Source organism: Segatella copri, from assembly GCF_003465495.1.
In the GTDB taxonomy this organism is placed as follows: Bacteria; Bacteroidota; Bacteroidia; order Bacteroidales; family Bacteroidaceae; genus Prevotella; species Prevotella copri_G.
Map to the genome: position 1 here is coordinate 1 of NZ_QSAV01000085.1, position 3,517 is coordinate 3,517.

Here is a 3,517-nt window from a genome sequence, read left to right on the forward strand (position 1 = left end):
AAAACTTTTGGAGGGCAGCGCAATTTAATGCGTTTGCCCTGCCTAATAGTTTACACCAAAAGATACAAGTTATCACATTATTATATATATTTGCATCATCTTTCATAGAAGACAAAGAAAATAGAAAACAACGAACCATCAAACAACAAGAAATATGGAACTGAAATATGACATTTACACTCTCAACAATGCCCAGGGCACAGGAGAAAAGCGCCAATACGTTCGAATCGTGCAGCATGAACCTATGACCGAGAAGCAACTGCAAGAGAAAATCCAGAACCGCTGCTCACTCACCAAGGGAGATGTGGCTGCGGTGTTGGCAGAGCTTCACGACCTTATGGTGGAAGAATTCTCCCTGGGACACCGCTTTTACATCCCAGAGATAGGCTACTTCTCCATGTCGGCTAGCCTAGAGATGCCAGAGGAGAATCCAGACAAGAAGATTACGGGCAAGGAAGTACGCATCACCGGCATCAACTTCCGACCAGAAGGTAAGCTAATGGAGGAAGTACAGCGCAACGTCCACTTTGTCCGCTCTCGCTATTCCAACCAATCCACAAAATACTCTGAGGAAAAGCTATTGGCGAAAATCAAGGAGTATCTCCAGGAGAACCGCTATATCACCACTCGCATCCTGCGCATCCTCTTTGGCTTGACTCCTTACATGGCACAAAAGTGGCTCAACCATTTCTGCGAGAAAGGCATCATGGAGAAGGAAGGCACCCAGCATGCTCCTATCTATTTCTTGAAGTGAAGGGAGGAAGAAATTCTATATTTCAATTTAATCATCATTATTATGACAAAGGAAGAGCTGATAGATAGAATCAACGACATCGAATGGGAGGACTTCGAGGCCAAGGAAGCCAAGAGTGAACTACCCAAGAATATATGGGAGACCGTAAGTGCATTCGCCAACACTTCTGGCGGATGGATAGTGCTTGGAGTGAAGCAGAATGGCAAGAAGTTTGAAATCTCCGGAGTTGACAATGCAGAGAAGTTGGAACAAGACTTCCTGGGCACCTTGCGTTCTCAGAAATTCAATGAGCCAGTCGATGCAAAGAGCATGCTTTATCATATAGATGGACACAGGTTTTTCTGGATGGATTTGGTGGAGATTCCAGGCAGAAGCGTGAGAGAAGCCCGAACACGCTATACCTATCGCATTCCTGAGCAAGAGAACCTTTGGGAGTATTTTCAGATTATGAATAGGAGACTGCGCCTCATCGTGGATACTCCATTCATGATGAACGACGAGGGCTTCAATGTGGAAGACCGCTCGCAGTTTAAGATTTTGCGAGAAGCATTAGTCAATATGCTCTCTCACTTCGATCCATTCAGCACCATTCACTCCTGCATTCATATCTATACCGACAGAGTCGAGTTCTTCAATGCCGGTGGCTATCCTGTGCCTATATCCCAACTGGGCAACCATCTCTATTCCAATCCTCGCAACCCGATTATCGCCAAGATATTCAGACTGGTAAATCTATCAGAAACCATCGGTTATGGTTTCGACATGATGAATGAGTGGAAGGAAATCACAGGAAATGACGTGACTTTTGAGAGTGATATTTGTACCAGCACTGTCACTTTTTGGTTGGATAATGACAGAGCTACTAACAGAGCTACTAACAGAGCTACTAACAGAGCTGAAGGTGATAATACATATACAGATGCAACAGACAAAGTTGTATCCATCCTTAAGTTCTGCAAAGAACCAAAATACAGAAAGGAAATATACGATTTAATTGGTGTTACGTATCAACAATGGAACTTCAAAGCATTCATCGAGCCACTGTTACTTCATGATTATCTGGAACTTACGGTACCAGACAAGCCGACAAGTCCTAAGCAGCAATACAGAACGACCAAAAAGGGTTTGTTGTTCTTGGAGACAATATAAACAATACGACTCTGTCGCTTTTTTAGTACTGAACGACAGAGTCAACGACAGAGTCAGACATTTCAAGCTCTGTTACTTTTCGTAAAATCGTAACAGAGCTAGTAACAGAGCTATAGTAACTATGTCGGTAACCATGTTGGTAACTATGTCACAAAAAAGAATAAAAATAAAGTTCATCTCTTCGAGAAAGATTCTTCACTACTTTGGGATGCAGTGATAAACGTAGATCCATGGAAATTCAGAATCATGCTACAGGTATGCCAAGGACAATTACGATGAAGGCATCAAGACTGGCAGCAAGCGAGAATTTGGGTATGAGTGGAATGCCGATGACATGCAAAAGCATCAAGAAAAAATGCTAATTTTCATTATGAAGCCAACACTATAGAAGTCACAAAAGCAACAACAATTCTGCAAAAAGTGCCGATACTGGTGCCAAAAGTGCTTAAAAAAATCGACTTTTGGCACCAGTATCGGCACTTTTCTATCTTTTTCTGCTCAGTTTTCGATATTTTATAGTATCTTTGCCCCATCATCAAAACGACAAAAGATATGCAGCAAAATATAATAGGAAGAAAGCGAGAAATCAACTTGTTGGAGATTAGCCAAGAAGAAAATTGGAATGAGCCGTGAGGACATCATGAAATCCTAAAAACTCACTTCTGGTGGAAAGTTGACCGAAGCCTTCAATGATTTGATAAGTTGTGACTTCATCAGAAAATACAATGCTTTCGGCAACAAGAACAATGGTGCCATGTTCCAGCTCACAGATTTGTACACCTTATTTTATTTACATTACACTAACAGAGCCCCTTTTTTAAGAGAGCTCAGTAATTCTAACATATCTGCTTATGTTAATATTTCTCCCCAAAAATAAAATAGACATTATGCAAAGAGTGATAATCATTCTTTGCATAATGTCTATTCCTTTTTTCCAATCGTTTTCTAAAAGGTATTCAAAGACAAAGTTAAAGATAGATATTCCTTCTGAGAATATTCATTTTAGAATGCAAGTATATAAAGGCAAAAACTATTTCATTTTACCGAAAGTAGCTTTAAACTCTTTAAATAAATATATGGATAATGAAAGAATTTGGCAATGGCAGAAAACATATATTATTGGCAAATCAAATGTAATATTAGACAGTTTAAAAGTTGGAGACATCGTTGGAGATATATGTACTGGTTTTTATAAAATTCGTAAGAAAACTTCTTTTAGATTATTATATTTTATTCCGCCACAAAAAATAGGAAGTGTCATATTACCTTATATGTATAATGAAAAAGCAAATAGACTTTATGTTAAAAATATTAGTGATTATATAACTACACCGGATACAAAATACCTCTATTCTATAGATGATAATCACCTTATATGGATAGAAAATACACCATCTTATGAAAAAATACCGAATGAAGTATGTCGTTTGCAGATATATAATCATCCACCTCTAAGCGTAGAGAGAGAATTAAAGGAAGAATATTTTAAGAAATAAGAGTTCTAATGGCTTAAAACACAACTAAATAACTTTGCTTGAAAGGGAAAAATAAAATAAAAATCGAGAGTGTAAACTAAGAGGGTGTGTCATAAGTCCATGGCGCACCCTTTTCTTT

The 3,517-nt window shown here is 38.8% G+C and carries 4 protein-coding genes; all 4 read left to right on the forward strand.

Annotation, left to right across the window (positions count from 1 at the left end):
* Window positions 1-154 precede the first annotated feature (154 nt).
* The 4 genes from DWV53_RS14920 (at window position 155) to DWV53_RS14930 (ending at window position 3,399) form a co-directional block, all read left to right on the forward strand.
* Window positions 155-754, forward strand: a complete 600-nt coding sequence (locus DWV53_RS14920; RefSeq protein WP_118064039.1) for an HU family DNA-binding protein — start codon at window positions 155-157, stop codon at window positions 752-754.
* Between the two features lie 42 nt (window positions 755-796).
* Entirely contained in the window at window positions 797-1,903 is a 1,107-nt protein-coding gene (locus tag DWV53_RS14925) for an RNA-binding domain-containing protein (protein ID WP_118155398.1), read from the forward strand.
* 230 nt (window positions 1,904-2,133) lie between these two features.
* Window positions 2,134-2,265 (forward strand): hypothetical protein, encoded by a 132-nt coding sequence (locus tag DWV53_RS16260; protein ID WP_254954980.1) that lies wholly within the window; start codon window positions 2,134-2,136, stop codon window positions 2,263-2,265.
* A 489-nt stretch (window positions 2,266-2,754) separates the two neighbouring features.
* Window positions 2,755-3,399, forward strand: a complete 645-nt coding sequence (locus tag DWV53_RS14930) for a hypothetical protein (protein ID WP_117729285.1) — start codon at window positions 2,755-2,757, stop codon at window positions 3,397-3,399.
* Window positions 3,400-3,517 lie beyond the last annotated feature (118 nt).